Source organism: Marinobacter caseinilyticus (assembly GCF_011074955.1).
Taxonomy (GTDB): Bacteria; Pseudomonadota; Gammaproteobacteria; order Pseudomonadales; family Oleiphilaceae; genus Marinobacter; species Marinobacter caseinilyticus.
The window spans coordinates 150,000-174,338 of sequence record NZ_WUQJ01000006.1; the positions used below are offsets into that span (position 1 = coordinate 150,000).

Genomic DNA, 24,339 nt, shown 5'->3' on the forward strand with positions numbered 1-24,339 from the left:
CAAATTTTTGATCTCTGGCAATTATAAGCCCCAAAAAATGACCTAAAATAAAACTATCCGTGCGAAGTATTGATCGAGTCGTGCGCAATCCAGAGGAGAAGATCCATGTCTCAATACAAAAAAGTACTGGTCGCCATCGATTTAACCGAAGAAGCGCCGCAAGTCTTGAACAAAGCCAAGGCCCTGCATGAGGGCGACGACTTTGCACTGATCCTTGTCCATGTGGTTGAACCCGTCGGCTATGCTTATGGGGGCGACATCCCGATGGACCTCACTGAGTTACAGGAGCAACTTGATAAGGCGGCTAAGGACCAGTTGAGGGCGTACGGTAACGAATACGGGATCCCCGAGGATCACCAGATTGTAACCGTCGGGCGACCGGAGTCGGAGATTCACCGTCTGTGCAAGGAGCTCTCCGCCGATTTGGTCATTGTGGGCAGCCACGGACGCAAAGGGTTCCAGTTACTGCTTGGGTCAACCGCTAATGGCGTACTTCACGGCGCCACCTGTGACGTTCTGGCCGTGAGAATAGACAACCAATAGCCAGTACTCAATCACTGGCCGTTCGAATTGCCATTCATCCGAGATTCGAGCTTTCTTAGCTGGCTTTCGAGGGAAAAACTGACACTGGACGCCATTGAAAAGAAATTAAGCAGCGCCTTCAGATTACTGTCGCCTTTGCAGACAGAGTGAATGCGCTGCCACAACGCTTGATTAACCAGCTGCAGGCGCTGGTTACGTTCAACCAAACCTTTGAGTTCCCAGTCTGGCGTCTGATGATGACGCTTACCAAAATACTGCTGCAACAGGTAGTGAGAAACGCTCCGCATGATGAACTCGTCAGAGGTAGCGAACGGCAAGTGATGCACGGCCATTGGCTTGAGTTCCGACAATACCGGACACCCGCTCATGGCCATTTTCAAACCCAATAACGAACGCAGGGCTTCCTCCAGCGTTGTCTCTTTTTGATACGTTCGGCGCTCATCGGCCACTTTGACGTCAACGGGCTGGTAAGCACCCTCTTCTCGAAACGCTGCCACCACGGGCAGCATTTCTACAGCGGCTGGACAATGTTCACTATCGGACGCTTTCAGAGGACAATTAGAGCATTTGCAGTACTCCAGACGTGTCCACTGGGGCAGATCAGCCACTGCGGACGGTCTGGCTGGTCCGACCTGATCGCTGACTTTAAATTCAATTCTGCGAGCATCCTTCAGGTCGAAGGTATAGGTGATGTTCATTAAGTAGCCTGTTCTGTTAATGCCATCCAACGCTCCATGGTCTGCTCCAGGCGCGCTTCTATTTCTGCCAGTTTATCCAGTGCCGCTGTGACCTCACCAGAGGGCCGCGAGTAAAAGTCTGTCGCCGTCACTTCAGTCTGGAGTTGCGCCACGTCCTGTTCCAGAACCTCTATTTTGCCCGGCAATTGCTCAAGCTCCAGCTTTAACTTGTAACTAAGTTTTACCGGCTTTTGCGATGTGGGTTGTTTTTGGGGCTTTGCCGCTTTTCCCGCCCCCGATTTTGACGCCTTTCCGCTCGGCTTCCCTACCCGCTCCTCCGCGGGGAATCGGCCCCCCTGCCGACGCCAATCACTGTAGCCCCCTACGTAGTTTGCCACTTTGCCAGAACCATTCAGAAACAAGGTGTCCGTTACGACATTGTCGAGAAACTCCCGGTCGTGGCTGATCACCACCACCGTGCCGGCAAACTCTACCAATTGGGATTCCAAAAGCTCCAGAGTTTCGACGTCCAGGTCGTTGGTCGGCTCATCCAGCACCAGGATATTTGCAGGCTTGCTAAAGAGCTTGGCCAATAGCAATCGGGCACGCTCACCACCGGAAAACACACTGACAGGAGACCTTGCCCGCTCTGGCGAGAACAGGAATTCCTGCAGGTAGCCCAAAACGTGTTTGCTTTGGCCATTGATATCGATGAACTCCCGACCTTCTGCCAGGTTATCGAGCGCATTCAGGGATAAATCCAGCTCTGCACGCAATTGGTCGAAATAAGCCACTTCGCGATTGGTTCCCAGACGTATGCTGCCCTCAGTGGCTTCGAGTTCACCCAGCAACAGTCTGACCAGAGTGGTTTTACCGGTGCCGTTCTCGCCAATCAGACCAATTTTGTCACCGCGCATGACGGTAATGTTCAAGTCTTCAATAATTGCCTGGTCTTGACTGTAGCCAAAGCCAGCCTCAAGCGTCTCTACCACTAATTTGCCTGACCGAGCGGCATCCTCAACCGCAAATACCGCGGTACCGCCACGCTCTCTGCGCTGTTGACGCTCTTCACGCATGGCTTTGAGCGCTCTAACACGCCCCATATTCCGAGTGCGCCGAGCTTTGATACCCTGACGAATCCAGACCTCTTCCTGCTTAAGGCGCTTGTCGAACAGTGCATTTTGTCGATCTTCTTCTTCCAGCGCCTTCTCTTTAAGCTCAAGATAACGATCATAATTGGCGGCAAAACTGATCAAATGCCCACGGTCAAGCTCAACAATGCGGGTAGCCATACTCCGGATAAAGGCCCGGTCATGACTTACAAACAACAAGGCACCACGGAATTGCCCGAGCGCTTCTTCCAACCATGCGATAGCCGGCACGTCGAGGTGGTTGGTGGGCTCATCCAGCAGCAGAATGTCAGGTTCCCCGACCAGCGCTCGTGCCAGCAAAACCCGGCGCTGCCAACCTCCCGACAGGGTATCCAGGGTCTGGTCCGGGTCAATTCGATACTGCGCCAGAATCGCTGTTACCTTCTGATCAAGACGCCACCCATCCAGCGCTTCCAGACGCTCCTGAACCTTCATTAACTGTTCAAGGCTCTGTTCGTCTGCCGACTGCGATAGTGCGTGAAACTGAGAGAGTAAACTGCCCGTTTCCGGAAACGCACTGGCCACTACCTCGTAGGCAGACCGGCGGTCCTGGGCAGGCAGATTTTGTGGCAGCACGGCGAGCACGGCGCCGTCATCCAGACGAACGGTACCGCCATCCGGGGTAACCTCACCACTGACAATTTTCAGCAAGGTCGACTTGCCCTCACCATTGCGGCCCAACAGGCACACACGTTCGCCCGATTCAATCGTCAGGGATGCCTGATCCAGCAAGGGCTGTAACCCGAACGCCAGCGACAGGTTATCCAGTGTCAACAACGGCATTATTGATTCTTCCCCATTTCATCAAGTCTCACAGCGTCTCCCAGGGTCACCGGGCCGCTGCCTTCGTGTATTGCATTCATGCCAAAAATTACTCCACCAATTTGCATTCTGTAACTCCCCAGAGTTCTCAAAGGTTGCTGATCGGCCGCTTTGGAACCAGTAACGGGATCTACCGTCGTCATGACACATCGTGAACAAGGCTTGACCAAATCGAAACGAGCGGCCCCGATAGTCATGGCGGCCCATTGGTCTTCAGCCCAAGGCGCCGCGCCGCTGACGACAATATTGGGGCGGAACCGGCGCATATCGATTTTGATTTCCAGTCGCTCATTCAATTCATCAAGTGATGACTGATTAACGATCAGAAATGGGAACCCATCGGCAAACCCCACCCGGCGACGATCCTTCACCCATACCCGATCGATCGCCCGAAAGCTGTCGTTTGGCATATACACGATATCCAAAGGCTTACTGCAAAACTGGCTTAACGCTTGTGCCGGCCCATTTTTGGCGCTAATAGCACCAAGCCAGTCATCCCAGACCATCACGTTGCGAGTGTCCCGCCCAGGCTCGAGAGGAAACTCTCCGTAACCGGGCACGCCGATAAAAACGACGCTTTCTTCAATCCGGACCCGGACTTTGGCCAATTTGGGCAAGGAACGTTGAGAAATGAAGTTGCCATAATCGTCGGTAATCATCCACCGGCGATCCCCAGCTGGCCCAAACTGATCCAGCGCCAGCTGCTCGACAGCGATCCCAGGCAGTGACTTGACGGGGTAGACGTACAATGATTGAACGTGCATAAGGGACCTGGCCGGACATTCTTCCTGGGGAAGCAACATACATCTGGTTTCATTACAGCGCGTCAACAGCAAGCGCTATTGATTTTCAAGCTCGACAGTATACGCGAAAACAGACGCACTATGGGCTGGGTTTCAGATCGCAAAGCGAAAAAACCCAGTCATTAAAACCGGGCTTTAAAATTCGAAGCTGAACACCGCTCCAGCACTATTTTCATATGCCAATGATGAGAAATGAGCAGTACAATAAACCATCGCGTCGAAGGTGTTCCGGTCGATATTTGGACAATACGGACAGACAGCCAATGCTGAATGGATCCTGGGAGCGAGCCAAAGTGTCCGGACCGCGCGAAGGTCAGTCAGTAGCCCAAACAGTGTTCAATTTCCAGGAAGGAGATGACCATGAACCTCAGACCCGACCCAACATTCCACCCGACCGCAAAAATGGCTATGGAAGCCCCGGTAGAAACGCTCGCATTCACAGTGTTGTTGAGTCCGGATGGTTCTCAGCCGGATGGTTTGGCGGTAATCGACGTGGATCCCACATCAAGAACCTACGCTCAGATTGTTCACAGCCTTTTCATGCCCAACAAAGGCGACGAGTTTCACCACTTTGGCTGGAACGCTTGCTCCTCCTCCTTGTCACCGCTCAGCGGTCATGCGTTTCTTGAACGCCGCTACCTGATTATCCCCAGCATCCGTTCCAGCCGCATTTACGTGATCGATGTAAAGGAGCCGCTGGAAGCCAAAATTCACAAGATCATCGAACCCGAAGAGTTGTTCGCTAAAACCGGCTATTCGCGCCCCCACACCATACATTGCGGACCCGAGGGGATTTATGTATCGACATTAGGCGGCGGCGGCGTGGATGGGACCGATGGCCCTCCGGGCATTTTCATCATGGATTGCGAAACCTTCGATATCCTTGGCCGTTATGAAATGGACCGGGGCATTCAGGACAAGCACTACGACTTCTGGTGGAACCTGCCCCGTGACTACATGGTCAGCTCCGAGTGGGGCCTGCCGCCGCAGTTCGAGAACGGCCTGGTGGCAGAGGACCTGCTCAGCAACAAATACGGACACCACATCCATTTCTGGGACCTGCGCGCGCGCAAAAACATCCAGACCATCGATCTCGGTGCCAACCACCAGATGGCGCTGGAAATCCGGCCCGCACACGACCCCGCCAAGCAATATGGCTTTTGCGGCGTTGTGGTGGATACGACCAACCTACAGGGCGCGGTATTTACCTGGTGGCGAAATGAGGATGGCACATTCGAGGCCAAAAAAACCATTACGATCGATCCCGTCCCAACGGAGCCGGCCGATCTTCCAGACATGCTAAAGGGCTTTTCGGCAGTACCTCCGCTGATCACGGATATTGACTTGAGCCTGGACGACAAATTCCTTTATGTCTCCTGTTGGGGCCTAGGGGAAATGCATCAATACGATGTTTCCGACCCGATGCGCCCGACGCTTGCCGGTAAAGTCGACATCGGAGGTATTGTTGCCAAACACAAACACCCCAACGGCCAGGACTTTGGCTATGGTCCGCAGATGGTGGAAATCAGCCGCGACGGCAAACGCGTCTATTGGACCAACTCGCTTTACTCCACTTGGGACGATCAATTCTATCCTGGTGATCGGGGGGCGGCGATGGTTTGCGCTGACGCAGGGGAAAGTGGCGGACTGATCCTGAACAAGGATTTCTGGGTCGATTTCCCCAAAGGCTATCGAAGCCATCAGATCCGGCTGGAAGGGGGCGACTGCTCCACCGATAGCTTTTGCTATCCGAACGTTTGAGTGTTGGGTGAGTCAACAGCGGTGGCGGCACTCTGGTGGGCCGTCATCGCTTCAGGGCTCTATCACGGGGTGAGCCCAGGCATGGGATGGCCCCTGGCGGTGTCGGCTGCGCTGATGGAACGCCGATCCTCTGCGATGCCAGTGGCACTGGTTGCGCTGGCCGGTGGGCATTTTCTCGCAATGCTGGCGATTCTACTGCCGTTCTCGCTCATGACGGCTCTTGTCACGTGGGAACGGGAATTACGCATTGGCGCCGGGCTGCTGGTTTTGTCGATGGGCCTGATGCTATTGATCTACCGGCGCCATCCCCGTTTTCTCGCGCGGGTGCCACCGAGCCGACTTGCACTCTGGTCGTTCCTCGCTGCCATGGCCCATGGTGCGGGGCTGATGCTGGTGCCCATCTATCTGGGGATGGGGATGGAAATGGAGAGCGATCCCAGCATGCGTGACGCTGGCCACGAGGCGGCGAGTGCGCTGATGGGCAATAACCTTAGATTTGCGTTGCTAGTGGCTGTCGTACATACCGCTGCGATGAGCCTTGCGGGCAGCGGGCTTGCTGTCGTGACCTATGTCTGGCTTGGGCTGAGGTTTCTGTCGCGCAGCTGGTTCAATCTGGATGTGCTCTGGGCGCTGAGCCTTATCCTCGTCGGATTCATTGGCGCGGGCACCGCTTTGATTCAAACAAGGTAAGCACACAGGGCAACCCTGCCCGTAGTGGGGGCGCCGTCAGAAATCGCTCTTCCTCTCATCCTTGTCAACCCCCTGGTTCAGCGGCTTGCCGGTCTTGGTTTTTCAGGGCCCTGAAACGCAAAAAACGCCTCTAAGGGGCGTTTTTTACAGAATTTGCCTTGGCACTGTTTTTGGAGCGGGAAACGAGATTCGAACTCGCGACCCCAACCTTGGCAAGGTTGTGCTCTACCACTGAGCTATTCCCGCAATACACACTGTGCCACTGCAAACCGGCTACATTGTTACCGGCTCAACGCTTGCAAAATAAGCTTCCGGCCAACAACGGAAACGGATTATACGTAGGCCCTATGCCGGGTGCAACACCGTTTTTAACTTTCCCCGTAGGAGTCGAACCCATCACCGCCACCACCAGGAAAGCCAAGCGCTGACGCTCAAATCTTTCATCATAAAGTCCGTGGTAAAAACCAGCCCCCACTCTTCTCCGAAGAACCGTACACCGCCTTGTCGCAAATCAGACCTATCAATCCGCGACTGCACCTGCCCAAGGCAGTGAATCCAAGCACTCCGGTAGGGCTTGGCCAGGCTCACCCCCAAAAAAGGGGGCGGGGTCACGAAACACCGCTGGTAACAAAACCTGTTCGCAGGCATTCCAACCTGCACACCGTGAAACACGCCCCGACTCACCGGGGATTTATTGACCAAATCGTTTACCCTGATTCTCTAAATACTCTTGCTCTTCGATGGTTGAAATTCGCTGCAACACCTTATTGCGATGCGGAAACCGTCCAAATTGCTCAATAATAGCGCAATGATCCTTGGCTGATTGCAGAAAACTGGCCAAAAACTGCTTAGCCAAACCATCCGCTGACGCGACAAGCTGCTCATAACACTGAACACTGAGCTGTTGATCCGCGAGGCGCTCCGAGTGCTGTAGCGGCATATAATAAAACCCCCTGAAAATATAGGGTAGCGTCAGATCCGTGGATCGGTCCAAGCCTTGCCGGCATAGCGAACGGGCCAACCTGTCGCTGCTATACGCCAGAGCCCCGCCCCGATAGATGTTACGTGTGAATTGATCCAGCAAAATCAACTCTGCCAGACGCCCACCGGGCTCTTCACGCCAGTGCTCTAACCCATTCTCCGAGGCAATCAGAACCATCGAGAGAAACCGCCTGCGAACTTCCTGATCAAAGGCTCTGGTTGAACGAAACCAGCGGTTTCTATGGAAGGCATCCGGCAACCCCTGCTCATCTAGTTCGCCGAACCAGAAATCCAATATCTCTTGCCATCCGAACATAAAGACATCACCCATTTGTATAGTGGACGCAAAACCGTACATGGCTTTTTGCTCGACCCGGCCGTGCGCGGAACTTGCTAAACTGTATTAACCCCCTACTACTAAGTTCATTCTGGAGCCGGCGACACATGCCAACAAGACACAAGATCATACTGCTCGCCCACGGAAGCAGTGACCCAAAATGGTGTCATACGTTTGAAAAACTCGCAGCGCCCACTGTCAGCGCCGTTCCCGATTCCGTTGTGGCCTACATGGAGTTGAGCGAACCCTCAATGGATCAGGTGGTTGCCCAAGCCGTGGTTGATGGGTTTAAAACGTTTACTGTGTTACCGCTGTTTTTGGCAGCAGGGCGACATCTCCGCAAAGATGTACCCGCGATGATCGCAGATCTGGAGACAGCTCACGACGTGTCCATCCAGTTGGCCCCTCCGGTTGGGGAGAATCCGCAGCTGGGTCTGGCCATTCGGGATGTCGTTGAGCAAACGCTGCAGGCAAGCAACCCCTGATAGCGAAGCGGTCGCCGCTCTGCAGCCGGCCGGCATCTGATCAACCAACAGCCAGAGGGCGAGACATTATGGACAAGTCTGTTTTGATAACCGGTGGGACAGGTTTCATCGGCCAACCTCTGTGCCAGAGCCTGGCAGATCGAGGCTACCAGCTAACCGTTCTAAGTCGCCGACCGCATTCTGAAGTGCTTGCACGTTGTGGCCGGGTCACACCGATCCAGTCACTCACGGAGTTGAACGGAGCGAAAGGCTTCGGTGCAATAATCAACCTGGCTGGGGAAGGTATCGCCGATAGGCGCTGGTCCGAAGCGCGCAAACAAACCCTCAGAGACAGCCGCGTAAAATTAACCCAGCAGTTAGTGAGCGCCATCCCGTCGTTTGGCCAGCAGCCTGAGGTCTTGGTATCCGGTTCTGCGGTGGGCTTTTATGGCGACCAAGGGCGTAACCGCGTCACTGAAACCACGGCGCCGAACGATGAATTCACGAACCGCCTTTGCAATGACTGGGAAGCTGCAGCAAATGCACTTACGGACAGCGTCAGGGTTTGCCTTTCGCGAACCGGGGTAGTGGTTGGTCCCGGCGGCGGATTCCTTCAACGTATGGTTCTTCCATTCAAACTGGGCTTGGGTGGGCGCCTTGGCGATGGGCATCAGTTCATGCCCTGGGTTCACCGCGCAGACGTGGTTGCGGCCATTATATGGATGCTCGAAACCGAGAGCGCATCGGGCGCCTACAATGTTGTGAGCCCAAATCCTGTTGAAAATCGCGAGCTTACCCGCACACTTGCCTCAGTGTTGGGACGCCCGGCGATTTTCCCCGTACCGGGCTTCGTTCTGAAAGCAGCGCTTGGCGAAATGTCCCGACTGCTCTTAACTGGCCAACAGGCCGTGCCCGAGCGGCTACTCGATGCTGGTTTTAAGTTTCACTACCCCGACCTTCGCGCCGCTCTAGAGGATGCTGTTGGCTCGCCGACCGTTTAATGCGGGAACTACAATCGCACAGCGAGCAGGATGACACCCGGAACAGCCTCACAAGGCACAAGTTAATGTCACACCCTGGCCGGAGGATTCGCGACTGGGCTCACATTGACGCCAGAATCGGCGTGATAAGCTCCTTGGACTGAATTCTCCGGGAAAGGCCCACGCCGAGATGATCCGATGTTGCCAATGGCCAATGACGCTGCTGATGGTTGCGCTACTGAGCAATGGAGTCCATGCGGCTGTTAATAATGGCAAACAGAGCTACGAGACCTGCTCATTGATCACCAGCGAGTATGTCACTGTGTTACAGCTGATTTATCGGGGCTTTGACCAAGCCGCACTCACGGCCTCCTTACCGGGCCTGAGCAGCGAAGCCAAGACGCGCATGCACAGTCTCTACCAAACGGTCGAACGCGAGGGCTTACTCGAAACGTTCTCGGTCGTGAATTCGGAGTACGCCGACTGTGCGGCCAACGTCTTCAGATTGACTGGGTCCCCACCCCGCTCTGGTCGCGATGGTCATTTTTATTTTTGCGCTGGCGAGAACAAAACCCGCTACCAAATTCTGATGGCCGCGTTGGTGGGCGCTGATGCCGATCAGGTTGTTCCCCAGTTGGCGGACCAGCACAAACCCGCCGCCAGATCCCTGTTCGTTCTGTATCGGGAAAAAGGCGCACTGCCCGTATTCGACGCCTTGGCCGCGGAACTGAAGTTCTGTATAAACAACAACCTGTAACAGTTAATTTTCACAAAATGTTTGACAGCTCAAAGCGCCTTACTTATTATACGCGCCTCCTCGACGAGGCAAGCGATTAGCGCTCTGTGTCCCCTTCGTCTAGTGGCCTAGGACACCGCCCTTTCACGGCGGTAACAGGGGTTCGAACCCCCTAGGGGACGCCACTTTCTTTGCGCTCGAGAGATCACATTAAAACCGACACATCGTCGGTTTTTTTGTGTCTGGATGATAGTGCCCTCACCCTCCTGTTGTGCCCAGCTGCGGTTGAGAATGTCGTCCTGAACAGGCCTGGAGTCCACACTTAAGCTCGCTAAATTTTCTTTAATAATTTTAGACCACAGAACAGCATGGCTCGCCAAGTGCTGCTATAGTTCGGAGTGCGTCTAAAAGATTGAATTTGTGGTTTAAAACCTTGGATAAGCGGACTCTTCCCGCCAAGCAACCCTGGAAAAATAGGCTGACTGAAGTCAACGGCATGCAGACACTGTCAAAACGCTTGCAACAGTTCCGATCGGGATCACCTCTCTCATTCAGGCTGCTGGCTTATATACTGCTTTTCAGCTCTTTGTTTACTCTGGCCGCCTCAGCTATCCAGATCTATACGGATTTTCGCAAAGACGTGTCGCTGATTGATGAACGCATGTCAGTCATAGAAACCAGCTACTCCAGCAGTCTTTCCCGAAGCCTGTGGGCGCTGGACCAGAAACTGCTTCAGGTTCAGATGGAAGGCATCCTAAGCCTACCGGACATTATTCACCTAAGGCTCCGCATATTCCCTGATTCCGAGCTTGTCATGGGTGAAAAAACCAGAAATATCTCGACCAAAGAGCGTACTTTTACCCTGACTCACGAAGGTGACGCGCTCTACGATTTGGGCGAACTGACCATTACAGCCAGCATGGAAGAAATCTACAGGAACATGCGGCGGAAAGTGTTCATTATTCTTACCACGCAGTTTTTCAAGACGTTTTTTATATCCATCCTCATCGTGTGGATTTTTCAGTACTTCGTCACGCGTCACCTGTCAGCTATGGCCAGTTATGCTCGCCAGTTCTCGCTGGACAGTCTTGACCGACCCCTCAGACTGGACCGGCCCAACTCGGTCATCAATAGCCGCGACGAGCTGGCTCAGGTGACGGATGCGATAAACCAGATGCGTGAACGTTTGCACCAGGATCTGGATCGCCAGGCGCAAGACGCCGCGCAAATCAGAAAACTGTCCAAGGCCATTGAACAGAGCCCTTCATCGGTATTGATTTGTGATCGTCAGTGGCACATTGAATTCGTCAATCAAAAATTCTCCCAACTGACCGGTCATCGTGCGCAGGATATCAAAGGCAAGCACCCTGGTATGCTGACAGACGATGCGTTTTCCCAACGCGAAAACAAACAGCTTTGGCAAAATATCCGGTTACAGGTACAGCGGGTTGGGGTCTGGCAAGGTGAGGTCAACAGCACCCGCAAAAGCGGTGAACGATTTTGGGAGCAAGTGGTCGTCACGCCCATAAAGGATTCCGAAAGCAACGTCACGCACTACCTGATACTGGGTGAAGACATCAGCATCCGTAAGCGGTACGAGCAACAGTTACTGCGCCAGGCCAATTACGACATTCTCACCGGACTGCCAAATCGCATGCTGGCTCTGGACCGTCTCAAGCTGGCACTTGCCCAGGCACGACGGGAAGACACCCTGGTCGGGGTCATGTTCCTGGATCTCGACAATTTCAAGCACATCAACGACACCATGGGTCATGACGCCGGCGATAACCTGCTGATCGAGGCGGCCCGACGCATCTCAAGTTGTCTGCGTGGGACCAGCACGGTTGCTCGACTCGGTGGTGACGAATTCCTTGTGATATTGCCGGGCCTGGCCGGTCCTGAGTCAACAGAGCAGGTGGCCGACCGCATTCTTCAAACGTTCGTGCCACCGTATCTGGTGGGCGGGCAGGAAGTCTTTGTAACAACCAGTATCGGCATTGCCATTTATCCGACGGATTCTGACAACAGCGGCACCCTTCTCCAGCACGCAGACGCCGCCATGTATCAGGCCAAAAGCAAGGGTAAGAGTGCCTATGAACGCTTTGCCCCTGAAATGAAAGAGGTGTCCCACGAGCGACTGCAAATTGAATCTCGCCTTCGACGTGCACTGGAGTTAAATGAATTCGAACTTTACTATCAGCCGATCGTAGAAACCGCAACCGGCGCTTTAACTGGCGCTGAGGCATTGATTCGGTGGAATAACCCGACCATGGGCATGGTTATGCCTGACAAGTTCATTCCCTTGGCGGAAGAAACCGGACTGATTACGCCTATTGGTGAGTGGGTTATCGCAGAAGCATGCAGGGCCGCCGTGCGATGGCAGAACGTGACTGGAAGCAAACTCAGCATTGCGGTCAATGTATCACCGCGGCAATTCCGGGACCCAGGTTTTGTTGAGATCGTGATGGACGCGGTGAACCTGTCCGGCATTGACCCCAAGCAGCTGGAGCTGGAAATTACCGAGCGTCTCATCTTGGACAACACCATTGAGACGGCCGAAATACTCCGACGGCTCGACAAAGAAGGCGTTCGCCTGTCAGTAGACGACTTCGGTACGGGCTTCTCAGCGCTCAGTTACCTGAAAAGCTATCCTTTCGATACACTCAAGATCGACAAGTCCTTTATCCGGGATGTGATGCACGAAAAAGATGATGCCTCACTGGTCCGGGCCATTATTAACATGGCGCATAGCCTGGGGTTATTGGTCATTGCTGAGGGCGTAGAGGAAGAGGCGCAGACACACTTCCTGCAACAGGAAGGTTGTGACTATGCTCAAGGTTATTTCTATGCTCGCCCGGCACCGGAAAGCGAATTCGAACACTGGATTCGCACCAACCACCGCGCCAAGGTCTGACCTTCAACAACCAATAAATAGTCTCACCCATCCCTTTTGACTGCTCGCTCATGGACACTGAGGTGGATACGTGTGCAAACACGTTCCCATTGGCGGTCCTTTCGTCAACGGTTCCCGGTGGTAGCCCGTGCGGTGTGATGCCGCCGCCGTTCAAAGCAGCAACAATGTTATGAGGGTCGGCTCCATGCCGGAGTGCGGGATAAAACCGGTTAGCAACCTATGCCGGGGCACGTTGGCTGACGATACCGTACCCACCTTTGCGCTGACGCGCCGTGCCGGCAAAACAGGCCGAAAGCGAAAAACAGGTCATAGCGACCGATGAGCAACAGCCAAAGGGGCTCAATGCCCCTTTTTACTTTTCATCCTGGGTCGTTTGGCTCGCTTACCCAGATTAAGATCTTTGTCTTGCTTAACCTTTTGGCGCGGCGTTAGCCGATTGACCCGGCCCGCAAACGGGTTCTCGCTCGACTTGAACTCGAACCGAATGGGCGCACCGCGCACTTTCAGGACCCGGCGAAAGGTGTTCTCCAGGTACCGCTTGTAAGCCCCTGGCAAGGAATCCGTCTGGTTTCCGTGCACCACAATGACCGGGGGGTTGGAGCCGCCCTGGTGGGCATACCTGAGCTTAATGCGACGACCGTGAATCATCGGCGGCTGGTGCTGCGAGATGGCATCTTCCAATATCGCGGTGAGCTTGTTGGTCTGCCACTTCGCCATTGTCGATTCGTAGCACAGGGCAATCGAATCATACATCACCCCCACGCCAGAGCCGTGAAGCGCTGAGATGTAGTGCTTGTCGGCGAAATCCAGGAATTCCAGACGCCGCTTCACTTGCTCTTTCACCTTGGACCGAGCTTCCGGGTCCATACCGTCCCACTTATTGACGGCCACCACCAGAGAACGGCCAGCGTCCAGAACAAAGCCAATCAGGTGCAAATCCTGATCCACCAAACCTTCTCGTGCGTCAATCACGAGGATCACGACGTGAGAATCCTCAATGGCCTTCAGGGTCTTGATGATCGAGAATTTTTCTACTGTTTCATGAACATTCTTGCGCCTGCGCACACCCGCCGTGTCGATCAGCGTGTACTCGTGACCCTGACGTTCGTAAGGTATGTACACACTGTCGCGCGTGGTGCCGGGCATGTCGTAGACCACCACGCGGTCTTCACCCAGCATGCGATTGACCAGGGTTGACTTACCGACATTCGGACGGCCAACAATCCCGATGCGAATGCCGGGGTAACGATCTGCCCGGTCCTGCTCCATTGCCTCATCGACGGCTGGCAACAACAGTTCCAGCATCGAACGAATCCCCCGGTTGTGCGAGGCCGCAATCTGATAAACCGACTCAAAGCCAAGGCTGAAAAAATCGCTGGTGGCAATATCCGGATCCTGACCATCGGTCTTGTTGACCACCAGGTGTGCCTGCTTGCCACTACGACGCAGTTGACTGGCAATGACCTCATCACCGGAGGTGAGACCTGAACGCCCATCCACCAGAAAGAGCACAATATCGGCTTCTTCGACCGCCATCAGTGATTGCCTGGCCATTTCGGCGTCGAGCCCCTGCTCTTCACCAGTCAGCCCGCCGGTATCGATCACAATAAAACGTTGCCCGTCATAGTCCCCCTCACCGTACTTCCGGTCACGGGTCAGGCCAGGGAAATCCGCTACCAGTGCATCGCGTGAACGAGTCATCTGATTGAACAGGGTTGATTTGCCAACGTTTGGTCGTCCGACCAGGGCAATAACTGGTGTCATAGTAATCCACTACCAAGGGGGATACAGGCTGAGCATATAGCCCAGCCTGGGCTGAATATTTTCAATCGCTCGCTTCAGGTTTCAACAAGGCGAGGCGGCCACCGTTACCGTAAACGATAACGCCGTCTGACCATCGCTGCATGGGCACGCGAAGGCCTTCACCATCAAATTGGAGCTGACCCTGTAAAGCGCCGTCCTCCACGGAGAGCGCATAGAGGTAGCCTTCAAAGTCGCCAGTCAACACATAGTCCCCAGTCACCAGCGGCTGCGTCGATTGTCGCCACGAGAGTTTGTCCTGAGTCCAAAGTACTTTCCTGGTTGATCCGTCAACCGCAATAATGTCGCCATTAGACTCGGATACAAAGAGATTGCCATACGCAATTGCCGGTGCGTGGAAGCTGGAAGTACTCCGGCTCCAGATCTCCTGTCCGCTCCTGATATCCACTGCGGCCAGCTTACCCTGATAGCCGGTGACGAGGGCGGCCGTGTCCAACAGCAGCGGTTGACTGGTTACATCGACCAGTCGCTCCAGCTCAGTCCTGCCTTTAGGCTCACCCACAATGTACTGCCATAGTGGCTGACCGGTTTCCGAGGACAACCCAAACAGCTGCCCGTTGGCAAAGGATACCAGTGTTAATTCTTTACCAACCAAGGGTTTGCCGGTGGCGCGGATCGTCAGGACCGGTATCACGCCATCGTACTGCCAGCGTTTTGCCCCCGTCTCGACGTCAAATGCCAGCACCTTGCCGTCAATGGTTTGCACCACGACGATGCTGCCGTTGGATTGCGGCGCTGCAAGCACCTCATTGGGTAACTGAACATCCCAGCGAGCACCACCCTGCTCCTTGCTGTACGCCTGAAGTTGGGCGTCGCGTGTGACCAGATAGAGCTGGTCTGCATCACCCCCAATACCGGCCATAATCCGCTGATCGATTTCCTGTTGCCACTGAATGGCACCATCTTCCGGATCAACAGATACGATAACGCCATCGGCAGACACCGCATACAACATCGTCCCCAGAAGCGCAGGCTCAAGATGCAGGTATTGGCCATCATGACCATCACCGACAGACATGCTCCAGATCTGCTTGAATTCTACCGATTCAACGACTTCAGGTACTGGCGCCGGCTGTTCAAAAGGCTCATTGGTGCTACAGCCCGCAAGCAAGCCCAATAGCAAAATTGACCATAGGCTGAGTGCGACTGGTCGATTGCCAACAGGCATTAAGCATCCTCCCCGACAGCAAGATCTGACAGCTTGAGCTCTAACACACCGTTACGACCACCGAGTGTCGCCTCTCGGGCCGTGCGATAGGCCTCTTTCGCCGCTAGTTTGTCACCACTGGCGAGTAAAATATCACCTTCAAGTTCTGCATACAGGGCCGCGAAAGCCCCAGAGTCACCAGCTTCACGAAGGGTCTTGAGAGCATCCTCATGACGGCCTGCAGTCAGCTGAGTCTGGGCCAACCGACTGCGAATCACCAACTCCAGCGGAGCGCCTTTTTCCACCCGAGCATGCGCCCATTGCAACGATTCCTCGGCGGCATCAAGCTTCGACTGATCCAACAACTGCTGTTGCGCTAAAATTAAAGATCCGTATACCGCGTAAGCACTGTCTTCATAATTTTCCTGCAGATCACCGGTAATATAGGTGACCGTTTCAATGCGCTTCTCATCGCTATTCTCACTGAGCGCATTCAACAGGCTGGCAAATTGCGACGCAGCCACGCTGCGCTCTTCGGCCTGTTTTGTTTGCCACGTTTGCCAGCCAAATACGATGGCCAAAGCCGCGCCGATGCCGATCAATAGCGAGCTGCCATTATTTTTCCACCAGTTTTTTATCGCTTCGATCTGTTCTTCTTCGGTCCGCAACTCAGCCATGATGACTCCCGGTATAGTCCTGATGATGTTGGTGTTAAGACAGCCTTTTCTATCGGCTACCTAAATAGTCTGTCAGTGCAGCTGCTACCTGCGACTGCACAATATCAATTTGAGGCTGATCCGAACGCAATGGCTTCAATGCCACCGTACCCGCCTCAAGTTCATTTTCGCCGAGAATGATAGCGACTTTGGCGCCACTACGATCGGCCTTTTTCATCTGACTTTTAAAACTGCCTCCCCCACAGTGGGTTATCACAACAGCATCGGGCCGCTCATTGCGGATCGCTTCACTTAATGCCATCGCCGCAGGTACGGCCGTTTCGCCCATCGCTGTCACATAAACATCGGCATCGCCGGTGACGCTGTCTGGCACCAAATTGAGGGTTTCCAACAACAGAATCAACCGTTCCATGCCCATGGCGAAGCCCACGGCCGGCGTCGATTTACCGCCAAGCTGCTCAACAAGACCGTCGTACCGCCCGCCGGCACAGATGGTGCCCTGAGCGCCCAAACTGTCTGTGATCCACTCGAAAACCGTTTTACCGTAGTAGTCCAGGCCGCGTACAAGCCTCGGATTGACGGTATACGACACCCCGGCGACATCGAGTAATTGTCTCAGACGATCAAAGTGTGCAATGGATTCGTCATCCAGAAAATCGTCGAGTACCGGTGCATTATCCAGGATGCGCTGGGTCTCAGCGTTTTTGCTGTCCAGAATACGCAGCGGATTACTCGCCAGTCGCCGTTGGCTATCGCCATCTAACTGGTCTTTAAACTCGGTCAGATAATTGACCAGAGCCTCTTTAAAATTCCGGCGCGCCTGGGCGGTGCCAATGGAGTTGATCTCTAGGCGAGCGTGTGGCTGCAGCCCCAGTGCCGACCACAAACGGGCTGTCAGAATCAAAAGCTCTGCATCAATATCCGGACCGGTCATGCCGAAACATTCAACACCGATTTGGTGAAACTGACGATAGCGACCTTTCTGTGGTCGTTCATGTCGGAACATCGGACCTGTATACCAAAGGCGCCGGGTCTGGTTGAACAACAGGCCATGCTCTTCGGAGGCACGGACACAGCCTGCGGTCCCCTCGGGGCGGAGCGTAAGGCTATCGCCGTTACGGTCCTCAAAGGTATACATCTCTTTTTCAACGATATCGGTGACTTCGCCAATTGACCGCTTGAACAAATCGGTTAGCTCAACGATTGGCATCCGAATTTCCTGGTAGCCATAGGCCTTCAGTACTTGCCGAACGGTACGCTCGAAAAACTGCCACACCGGGGTTTGATCGGGCAGGATGTCATTCATCCCGCGAATTGCCTGAATTTTAGCCAATTTTAAACCTTCGTCTGTTCATGATTACGAAAACGCGCGCACTCTGACTCTGCATTCTGCCGGCATCCTCAAAAAGCCACCGGGCACTGACCGGATCAGGCCTCCGAGCGTGCAATAATAGAGTCTTCCTGCTCCTTACGACGTCTAATTTCTTCGCGGATCAGGCGTTCCAGATCGTCCGTCAGGTTTGTGTTGTCCAATTTCTGATTGGGACGGCCCGCAAGATAGAACAGGTTCTTGGGGCTTCCACCCGTCAGGCCAACATCTGCCTCACGAGCTTCCCCCGGGCCATTTACAATGCAGCCAATAATCGCTACATCAAGCGCCGTATTGACATCTTCGAGGCGAGCTTCGAGATCGTTCATGGTTTGAATGACATCAAAATTCTGACGCGAACAACTTGGACAAGCAATGAAGTTGATGCCCCGGCTACGCAATCGCAGGCTTTTGAGAATATCGTAGCCAACCTTGATTTCCTGCACCGGATCGGCAGCCAGTGAGACCCGGATGGTGTCACCAATCCCATCCATTAAAAGCATCCCCAAGCCGATGGAGGACTTGACCGTGCCAGAACGAAACCCGCCTGCTTCCGTAATACCCAGATGCAAAGGCTGGTCGATCTGACTCGCGATCTGGCGGTAGGCAGCGACGGTCATAAACACTTCCGACGCTTTGAGGCTTACTTTAAAGTTCTGAAAATCATGTCGGTCCAGAATGTCGATGTGCCGCATGGCGGACTCAACCAATGCGGCCGGGGTAGGCTCACCGTATTTTTTTTGGAGGTCTTTCTCGAGTGAACCCGCGTTGACCCCGATACGAATCGGGATGCCCTGATCCCGTGCGGCGGAAATGACCGCACTGACGCGATCCTCACGACCGATATTGCCTGGGTTGATACGCAGACAATCGACGCCCAATTCAGCAACCCTCAGAGCAATCTTGTGATCGAAATGAATGTCCGCCACCAACGGCACACCCACCTTGGAGCGAATCTTACCAAAAGCCTCGGCCGCATCCATTGTTGGCACGGACACCCGCACAATATCGGCACCGGCCTGTTGAAGCGCCTCGATCTGCCCAACTGTCGCATCGACATCGCAGGTATTGGTGTTGGTCATGCTCTGAACCGCGATCGGAGCATCACCCCCTACCGGGACATTGCCGACCATGATCTGCCGTGACACGCGTCTTTTAATCGGGGATTCCTGTTTCATAACTTGTCAGCCAATTCCTGAAAATGCTCAAGTGAGGACGTTAAATATCGAGTGAAAATTCAACTCGATTGTTCACCACTCGGTACGGCGACATATCCACCGTTTCGCCTGAAAATTCCACACGTTCCACCGCATCCGCCGCACCAAATACAATTCGCAGCGGTGGTTGACCAGCCACATTTATCCGGCCACCGGAGCGCCGAAGAGACGACACCAGGGTCTGGCCGTTAGCGTCGGTCACCTGAACCCAGCAATCGTTTGTAAAAGTCGCAATCAGACGAACTTGTGAATCGGCCACGCCCGTTACTTGTGAAACTTGTGGATCGATTACATTCGATGTCGTGCTGGTCTCAAGACTCGCTGTGCTACTCACCGCTGGTGCTGATGCCGATTCGCCCAAATCTGCCACGTTGGCGTCGGTTGCCTGGCTCGGCTCTTCGAGCACCGCTTGCTCAGCAGGAATGACCTCACCCTCATCTTCAGCCACGTCTTCGGCTACCGGTGCTTCATCCAATGGATCGGGTATAGGCTTGACTGCCGGCTCGTCCCCAGGCGACATCAACGCCGAAGGCTCAGGTTGTTCTGGAGATACTTGTGTGGGTTCTCTGCTCACCTTTTCCGCCGGAACTGCGGGGCTATCAGCGTCCTGGCTGAGCATCGTGTAACGCCAGGCAGCAATACCAATACCTAAAACAACCACCACCAAAAACACCGAACGGGCAATGCGCTTTTTGTGACGTTTACGGCGTTCGATATCCTGCAAGGGGTTTACTTGCTGAGCCTGCTCTCGCTCTTTACGTAATGGCTCAAGCTCATCATCCAGGTCTGCGATGACTTCATTCTGATTAAGCCCTACCAGTCCCGCGTATGTCCGCACATACCCCTTGAGGAACAACTCACTTTCGATCTGTTCGTAGTCGCCATTTTCAATGTACTGTATGACAGATGGGCGAAGATGTTGATCCTGAGCAACCTGGTTGACTGTCAGCCCCGCCGCTTCACGGGCTTTACGTAACGTCCGGCCGACGGTGCCATGATCAGGGCTTTCTGGCTTATCTTCACTCGTCATTTGAAATCAGCGCCTTATATTGTTGATATTGGTCTGACTTTGGATGTTCGTTTCTGAGCAATAGAGCAAAACTGGCCTCTTGATCTCGCTCGTTAAAATGTCGCGCAAGGCGAATTCCAGTCAGCAAACTCTCGGGCGTGTGCTGCATTTGCGCACTCCGTTGAAGCATACCCGTCAATCTCGAATAGTAGCGAGACGCTTCGCTGTAATTGCCGGCGTCCACCAGCAAGGTAGACAAAGCGAGTAGTGAGCGCGCATCCCCGCGGGTGAGCTCGACGGCACGTTGATACGCTGCGGTTGCGGCCTGGGGGTTATCCAGTTGCTCATAGGTACGACCCAGATTAAAGAACACCGAGCCGCGGTCTTCATACGCGGTATTGCTGGCCGCTTGGGCAAACTGATCCCGAGCCGCTTCGAATTTTTTCTGACCGAATAAAAAAGCACCGTAATACACCCGGCCCCGGGTATAGCCGCCATCACTCTGGATCGCCTTCTTAAACGACTGCTCCGCCAGTTCTGAATCCCCCTCACGCTGGTAAATCAGCGCCATCGCCGCAAGACCACTGGCGCTCTCGGCATCGATTTCCAGTGCGCGCTCAAGATGATTTCGGGCGCGTTCAAGATTGCCTTGCGCGATATACGCTGTCGCCAACTGAACATAGTTACGAACAGCCTTTTCTTTATCGGCTTCTTTGGAAAAGCGGCTGTCGGACGTTGTGACACAGCCCGCAAGCATAACCATTGCGAGCAAGGCTCCGAACAGACTTGGTTTTATAACATGCTTCACATCGGGTTCCTGTTTGGATCTACGGTGTCACCTGTTGAACCGCGATATATCTCTGGCTTCGTCGGGTGCGGTCTTCGAACTGACCCACCAACTGGCCGCAGGCCGCGTCAATATCATCGCCCCGCGTGGTTCGAATGGTTGCAATGTAACCGGCTTCATTCAGCACTTTCTGGAACCGTCTGGTGGCTGAGAGTTTAGGCCGGCGAAAGTCACTTTCGGGAAACGGATTAAACGGTATCAAATTGATCTTGCATGGCAAACCACGGAGAAGTTCTGCCATTTCTTGCGCGTGCTCGGGCTTGTCATTCATCCCCTCAATCACTGTGTACTCGATTGTGGCCTTCCGCTTGTCAGGTAAACGGCTCAAATAACGCTTGGTCGCCGCTAACAATTCGGCAATGGGGTACTTTTTGTTTAATGGTACCAATTGGTTACGAAGCTCATCATTGGGTGCATGCAGAGAAATTGCCAATGAAACATCAGTAACCTCACCTAGCCGGTCAATGGCCGGCACCACACCTGAAGTGCTCACGGTTACCCGACGCTTGGATATTCCGTAGGCGAGATCCTCCATCATCAGGTTCATGGCATCAACGACGTTGTCGAAGTTGAGCAATGGCTCGCCCATCCCCATCATCACCACATTGGTAATAGGTCGGTCGGGACCGGGTTCAAACGGCATAAAGGCTTTTCGTGCAACCCAAACCTGGCCAATAATTTCCGCCGCGGTAAGATTGCGATTGAAGCCCCTTTTCCCCGTTGAGCAAAAGGTACAGTCCAGACTGCATCCAATCTGTGATGACACGCAAAGCGTGCCTCGCTGGCCGTCCGGAATTAGAACGGTTTCGATGCTATTGCCGCTGTCCATCTGCATGACCCACTTTCGGGTGCCATCTTTCGATGTCTCGTCAAAAAGCACATCCGGGCCTCGGACTTCCGCTATTTCCTTAAGCTTTTCCCTGAGACTGCGACTCATATTGGTCATTTGGTCAAAGTCGTCAATCCCACGCTGATGAATCCACTGAAGCATCTGGGTGGCCCGGAATCGCTTTTCTCCCAACGACTCAAAAAATGCTTCAAGTCGGGCTTTGGGCAGCCCCAACAGGTTGGTTTTTTCAGCGGGCGACGTCATGACAGAACCTCAATAAGCAAATCAATGCCTGAAAACAGTAAAACCGGGACAGCGGCAATCCCCTGCCCGGTAACGATCCGGATCAACCGCGTGGGCAGATCTCGTTATCGTTGAAAAAATAAGCGATCTCACGCTCCGCAGACTCAGCCGAGTCAGAACCATGCACAGCATTCGCGTCAATGGATGATGCAAAATCGGCACGAATAGTGCCCGCGTCCGCTTCCTTCGGGTTTGTTGCACCCATCAAATCACGGTTTTTCAGAACCGCACCTTCACCCTCAAGCACCTGCACAACAACCGGTCCGGATGTCATAAACGCAACCAGGTCGGCAAAAAATGGACGTTCTTTGTGCTCAGCGTAAAAGCCTTCAGCTTGCTCTTGGGTCAAATGCATCATTTTGGATGCCACAATACTCAGACCCGCTTTTTCGAAGCGGCTGTAGATTTCGCCTATGACGTTTTTAGCTACGGCGTCAGGCTTAATGATCGAGAGCGTACGCTCGTTAGACATAGTTTATCTCCAGGTTAGTGGTCAGGTAAAAATTCAAGCAAGCGATTATACGCAGTCAGTGGGCAACTTCCTACCAACGTCGGGCATAGGGGTGCCAATTCAGGAGGCTGTCTGCCGAACAGACCGAAGACGCCGGACAACTTCAAGAACCTGCCTGGCGGCAAATTCCACGTCATCTGCGGTAGAGAAGCGCCCCAATGAGAAGCGAATAGACTGATGAGCCTGGGTATCACTGAGACCGATGCCCTTCAACACATAAGAGGGCGCCAACGTCGCGGAGGTACAGGCAGAACCCGAAGACACCGCCAGATCACGGAGACCCAGCATCAACGATTCAGCCTCTACTCCGTCAAAGCGAAGATTCATAATGCTTGGTACACGCTGCTCTGAGCTGCCGTTCAACGAAATGCCCGGTAGCACGCTCAGCGCCTCCAGAAAATGAGCGCGGAACGACTCCAGTCGTCTCAATTCCTCATCCAGACAATTGCCGGCGATTTCAAACGCCAGCCCCATACCCACTAATTGATGGGTCGGTAACGTTCCGGATCGCATGCCTCTCTCATGGCCACCGCCGTGTATTTGGGCGCTGACCCGCACTCGGGGGTCACGACGAACGTAGAGCGCGCCAACACCCTTCGGTCCATAGACTTTATGCCCTGACAACGACAACAGATCGACCGGCATACTGGTTACGTCAACCAGCATTTTACCGGCAGCCTGCGCAGCATCGACGTGAAAGAGAACGCCCCGGCTTCGGAGCATTGCGCCAATTTCGGCAATATTATTGATGGTGCCCAGCTCATTGTTGACCATCATCAAACTGACCAGCACGGTCTCGTCGGTCACGGCGTTCGATACTTGCTCAACTGTGATAACGCCATCAGATTGCGGTTGCAACCAGGTAACAGTGCACCCTTGGGATTCCAGCCAGAGGCAAGTGTCGAGCACGGCCTTGTGTTCAATGCTGGAGGTGACAATGTGAGGCCGGTCAAAGTTGGCAACCACACCTTTGATAGCCAAATTATCAGATTCGGTAGCACCCGATGTCCAAACCACTTCACGGGGATCACAGTGAATCAGATTCGCTACCTGTCGACGCGCCTTTTCGACTGCGGCCTCAGCCTGCCAACCGTAACCATGTGAGCGTGACGCCGGGTTACCAAACACGCCGTCCATGGTCAGGTAGTTCATCATCTCTTTCGCCACGACAGGGTCCACGGGGGCTGTCGCCGCATAATCCATATACACAGGCTTAGTCATAATATCACTGATTGTCAGGCCGGCGCCTGATCAGCCAGGCGTTCGGTATTAATGGCTTGGGAATCGTCACTCTTCTGCCGCCGGTTCTGACGTTCCGCGACAATCTGTATCTCACGTTTCTTCATCAAATCGGCCAAGCTAATGCCACTCAAAAATTGGTGGATCTCCTCACTTAAATCGGACCAGAGATGATGTGTCAGGCATTTCTCGCCATTTTGGCAGTCGCCCTTATTTTTACACCGCGTGGTATCCAGAGACTCGTTTACGGCATCGACTACTTCGGAAATAAACAACTGATCGTAGCTGCGAGCCAGGCGATAACCACCGCCCGGACCCCGAATACTGACCACCAGATTCTCTCGTCTGAGACGGGAAAATAACTGCTCAAGATACGACAGCGAGATACCTTGGCGGCTCGATATATCAGCAAGACTGACCGGCCCCTCATCCGCATGAAGCGCTAGATCAAGCATAGCGGTTACCGCATATCGGCCTTTGGTAGTCAGTCGCATATAGTAAAGCCTCGACT

Annotated in this window: 22 protein-coding genes and 2 tRNA genes; 8 read left to right on the forward strand and 16 right to left on the reverse strand. The window is 53.9% G+C overall.

All coding sequences use genetic code 11. From position 1 onward, the window contains the following. The first annotated feature begins 105 nt into the window (after positions 1-105). Positions 106-543, forward strand: a complete 438-nt coding sequence (locus GRX64_RS02920; protein ID WP_166263696.1) for a universal stress protein — start codon at positions 106-108, stop codon at positions 541-543. Between the two features lie 11 nt (positions 544-554). Here GRX64_RS02920 and GRX64_RS02925 read toward each other — a convergent pair whose 3' ends face one another. The 3 genes from GRX64_RS02925 to GRX64_RS02935 are packed head-to-tail and all read right to left on the reverse strand — an operon-like array spanning position 555 to position 3,957. Beyond that, complete coding sequence (locus GRX64_RS02925; RefSeq protein WP_166263697.1) at positions 555-1,241, reverse strand: DUF6901 family protein; 687 nt, start codon at positions 1,239-1,241, stop codon at positions 555-557. Continuing rightward, a complete protein-coding gene (locus GRX64_RS02930) occupies positions 1,241-3,154 on the reverse strand; it encodes an ATP-binding cassette domain-containing protein (protein WP_166263698.1) in 1,914 nt (637 codons plus the stop codon). The genes GRX64_RS02925 and GRX64_RS02930 overlap by 1 nt, the downstream gene beginning before the upstream one ends. After that, positions 3,154-3,957, reverse strand: coding sequence for an MOSC domain-containing protein (locus GRX64_RS02935; RefSeq protein WP_166263699.1), 804 nt, complete (start codon positions 3,955-3,957; stop codon positions 3,154-3,156). Before GRX64_RS02935 ends, GRX64_RS02930 begins: the two co-directional genes overlap by 1 nt. Positions 3,958-4,350: 393 nt before the next feature. Between GRX64_RS02935 and GRX64_RS02940 the strand changes: the two genes are divergently transcribed. Next, positions 4,351-5,757, forward strand: a complete 1,407-nt coding sequence (locus GRX64_RS02940; protein ID WP_207308713.1) for a selenium-binding protein SBP56-related protein — start codon at positions 4,351-4,353, stop codon at positions 5,755-5,757. Between the two features lie 81 nt (positions 5,758-5,838). After that, positions 5,839-6,447 carry a hypothetical protein gene (locus GRX64_RS02945; protein WP_207308714.1) on the forward strand — a complete coding sequence of 203 codons (609 nt, stop codon included), beginning with the start codon at positions 5,839-5,841 and terminating at the stop codon, positions 6,445-6,447. 171 nt (positions 6,448-6,618) lie between these two features. Here the strand turns inward: GRX64_RS02945 and GRX64_RS02950 are convergent. Both GRX64_RS02950 and GRX64_RS02955 read right to left on the reverse strand, forming a co-directional pair. Next, positions 6,619-6,693 (reverse strand) — tRNA-Gly (locus tag GRX64_RS02950). Positions 6,694-7,138: 445 nt separating this feature from the next. Beyond that, on the reverse strand, positions 7,139-7,744 hold the full coding sequence (locus GRX64_RS02955) for a DUF924 family protein (protein WP_166263701.1): 606 nt from the start codon (positions 7,742-7,744) through the stop codon (positions 7,139-7,141). Between the two features lie 128 nt (positions 7,745-7,872). On the opposite strand from GRX64_RS02955, the gene GRX64_RS02960 reads away from it, so the two are divergent. The 5 genes from GRX64_RS02960 to GRX64_RS02980 all read left to right on the forward strand — a co-directional run bounded on the left by GRX64_RS02960 (position 7,873) and on the right by GRX64_RS02980 (position 12,859). After that, complete coding sequence (locus tag GRX64_RS02960; RefSeq protein WP_166263702.1) at positions 7,873-8,250, forward strand: sirohydrochlorin chelatase; 378 nt, start codon at positions 7,873-7,875, stop codon at positions 8,248-8,250. A gap of 68 nt (positions 8,251-8,318) precedes the next feature. Beyond that, positions 8,319-9,230: a TIGR01777 family oxidoreductase gene (locus GRX64_RS02965; RefSeq protein ID WP_166263703.1), complete on the forward strand. Its 912-nt coding sequence runs from the start codon at positions 8,319-8,321 to the stop codon at positions 9,228-9,230. Between the two features lie 205 nt (positions 9,231-9,435). Next, entirely contained in the window at positions 9,436-9,966 is a 531-nt protein-coding gene (locus GRX64_RS02970) for a hypothetical protein (RefSeq protein ID WP_166263704.1), read from the forward strand. 88 nt (positions 9,967-10,054) lie between these two features. Beyond that, a tRNA-Glu gene (locus GRX64_RS02975) sits at positions 10,055-10,130 on the forward strand. A gap of 311 nt (positions 10,131-10,441) precedes the next feature. After that, positions 10,442-12,859 carry a bifunctional diguanylate cyclase/phosphodiesterase gene (locus GRX64_RS02980; protein WP_166263705.1) on the forward strand — a complete coding sequence of 806 codons (2,418 nt, stop codon included), beginning with the start codon at positions 10,442-10,444 and terminating at the stop codon, positions 12,857-12,859. Positions 12,860-13,198: 339 nt separating this feature from the next. Here GRX64_RS02980 and der read toward each other — a convergent pair whose 3' ends face one another. The 11 genes from der to iscR all read right to left on the reverse strand — a co-directional run bounded on the left by der (position 13,199) and on the right by iscR (position 24,322). After that, positions 13,199-14,623, reverse strand: coding sequence for a ribosome biogenesis GTPase Der (gene der, locus GRX64_RS02985; RefSeq protein WP_166263706.1), 1,425 nt, complete (start codon positions 14,621-14,623; stop codon positions 13,199-13,201). Between the two features lie 61 nt (positions 14,624-14,684). Then, positions 14,685-15,848 (reverse strand): outer membrane protein assembly factor BamB, encoded by a 1,164-nt coding sequence (gene bamB, locus GRX64_RS02990; RefSeq protein WP_166263707.1) that lies wholly within the window; start codon positions 15,846-15,848, stop codon positions 14,685-14,687. After that, positions 15,848-16,504 (reverse strand): YfgM family protein, encoded by a 657-nt coding sequence (locus tag GRX64_RS02995; protein WP_166263708.1) that lies wholly within the window; start codon positions 16,502-16,504, stop codon positions 15,848-15,850. The genes bamB and GRX64_RS02995 overlap by 1 nt, the downstream gene beginning before the upstream one ends. Positions 16,505-16,553: 49 nt before the next feature. After that, positions 16,554-17,837, reverse strand: coding sequence for a histidine--tRNA ligase (gene hisS / locus GRX64_RS03000; RefSeq protein WP_166263709.1), 1,284 nt, complete (start codon positions 17,835-17,837; stop codon positions 16,554-16,556). Between the two features lie 95 nt (positions 17,838-17,932). Then, positions 17,933-19,051 carry a flavodoxin-dependent (E)-4-hydroxy-3-methylbut-2-enyl-diphosphate synthase gene (gene ispG / locus GRX64_RS03005; protein WP_166263710.1) on the reverse strand — a complete coding sequence of 373 codons (1,119 nt, stop codon included), beginning with the start codon at positions 19,049-19,051 and terminating at the stop codon, positions 17,933-17,935. A gap of 40 nt (positions 19,052-19,091) precedes the next feature. Further along, positions 19,092-20,120 carry a RodZ domain-containing protein gene (locus tag GRX64_RS03010; protein ID WP_166263711.1) on the reverse strand — a complete coding sequence of 343 codons (1,029 nt, stop codon included), beginning with the start codon at positions 20,118-20,120 and terminating at the stop codon, positions 19,092-19,094. Further along, positions 20,110-20,907: a type IV pilus biogenesis/stability protein PilW gene (gene pilW, locus GRX64_RS03015; protein ID WP_427901637.1), complete on the reverse strand. Its 798-nt coding sequence runs from the start codon at positions 20,905-20,907 to the stop codon at positions 20,110-20,112. The genes GRX64_RS03010 and pilW overlap by 11 nt, the downstream gene beginning before the upstream one ends. A 19-nt stretch (positions 20,908-20,926) precedes the next feature. Then, positions 20,927-22,039 carry a dual-specificity RNA methyltransferase RlmN gene (gene rlmN, locus GRX64_RS03020; protein ID WP_166263712.1) on the reverse strand — a complete coding sequence of 371 codons (1,113 nt, stop codon included), beginning with the start codon at positions 22,037-22,039 and terminating at the stop codon, positions 20,927-20,929. Positions 22,040-22,121: 82 nt separating this feature from the next. Beyond that, positions 22,122-22,550: a nucleoside-diphosphate kinase gene (ndk, locus tag GRX64_RS03025; protein WP_166263713.1), complete on the reverse strand. Its 429-nt coding sequence runs from the start codon at positions 22,548-22,550 to the stop codon at positions 22,122-22,124. Between the two features lie 99 nt (positions 22,551-22,649). Then, a complete protein-coding gene (locus GRX64_RS03030; RefSeq protein ID WP_166263714.1) occupies positions 22,650-23,810 on the reverse strand; it encodes an IscS subfamily cysteine desulfurase in 1,161 nt (386 codons plus the stop codon). A gap of 14 nt (positions 23,811-23,824) precedes the next feature. Further along, positions 23,825-24,322 (reverse strand): Fe-S cluster assembly transcriptional regulator IscR, encoded by a 498-nt coding sequence (iscR, locus tag GRX64_RS03035; RefSeq protein ID WP_166263715.1) that lies wholly within the window; start codon positions 24,320-24,322, stop codon positions 23,825-23,827. Positions 24,323-24,339: the final 17 nt, after the last annotated feature.